The 1,323-nt window shown below is 73.4% G+C and carries 1 protein-coding gene; it reads left to right on the forward strand.

Annotated features, from left to right (window positions below; all coding sequences use genetic code 11):
• Positions 1 to 124: 124 nt before the first annotated feature.
• A partial coding sequence (locus ACXJKL_RS21190) for an MFS transporter (protein ID WP_457208965.1) occupies positions 125 to 1,323 on the forward strand: 1,199 nt, incomplete at its 3' end.

Raw genomic sequence — 1,323 nt, forward strand, 5'->3', positions numbered from 1 at the left:
GGGTGGGCGAGTGCGCGCAGCACCCGGGGGTCGGTCAGCGGCTGCGATTCCGGCATCCCCCGACCCTAGCCGATTTGCGCACGCACTATTGCGCACCTTTAGTTGCGCACTATATGTTGCGCATATGACCAGCTACCGGCAGCTCGCCCGCAACCACGACTTCACGGCCCTGTGGGTCGGCCAGACGCTGAGCGAGCTCGGCAGCCGGGTGAGCATGTTCGTCTTCCCGCTGCTGGCCTACGCGCTCACCGGGTCCGCGCTGATGGCGGCCGCCGCCGAGGCGCTGCACCTGCTCGGGCTGGTCGGGATGCTGCTGCCCGCCGGGGTCCTCGCCGACCGCGTGCACCGGCTCCGGCTGATGCGGACGGCCAGCGGGGCGGGTGTGCTGCTCTACACCTCGCTGGTGCTGGCGGGCGTGGCCGGCGTGCTCACCGTTCCCCACCTGCTCGTCGTCGCGGTCCTCACCGGAGCGTGCGCGGGGCTCTTCGCGCCGGCCGAGATGTCGGCCGTGCGCGCCGTCGTACCCGACGAGGACCTGCCCACCGCCCTCTCCCAGCAGCAGGCCCGCCAGCACGTCGCCGGCCTCGTCGGCGGCCCACTGGGGGCGGCGCTGTACGCCGTGACCCGGTGGGCGCCGTTCCTCTTCGACGCCCTGACGTACGCCGCCAGCTGGGTGCTGCTGGGCCGGCTCCGCACCGACCTCTCAGCCCCCCGGCGCACGGGTCCGGCCAAGCGCCCGGTCCAGGAGCTCGGCGAGGGCGTCCGCTTCCTGCTCTCCGAGCCGCTCCTGCGGACCCTGCTGTGCTGGTCACCCCTGGCCAACCTGACCGTCAACGCGGTCTTCTTCGTGGCCGTGCTGCGGCTGATCGAGTCGGGCGTCGACCCGCTGGCCCTGGGCCTCGTCGAGACGGCGGCGGGCGCCTTCGGGATCCYGGGGGCGCTCGTGGCGCCGTGGCTGATCGAGCGGTTCGCGACGGGTCGGCTGACAGTGCTGGTGGCGTGGAGCTTCGTGCCGCTCATGGTGCCGCTGATCTTCGTCAACAACGCGGCGGTCGTCGCGCTCGCCCTGTCCCTGGGCGTCTTCCTCAACCCGGCCGGCAACGCCGGGATCGGTGCCTACCGCGTCGCCGTCACGCCCCGGGAGCTGCTCGGCCGCTCCCAGGCGACGATGAGCTTCGTGTCGATGTCGGTGATGCCGCTGGCCCCCGTGCTCGCCGGGCTGCTGCTGTCGGGCCTCGGCGGGGGCGGGGCCGTGGCGGCGCTCGTGGTCGCCAGCGCGCTCGTCGCGCTGGTCCCGACGCTGAGCCGCAGCGTGCGCTCGGT

Source organism: Nocardioides sp. P5_C9_2 (assembly GCF_054049555.1).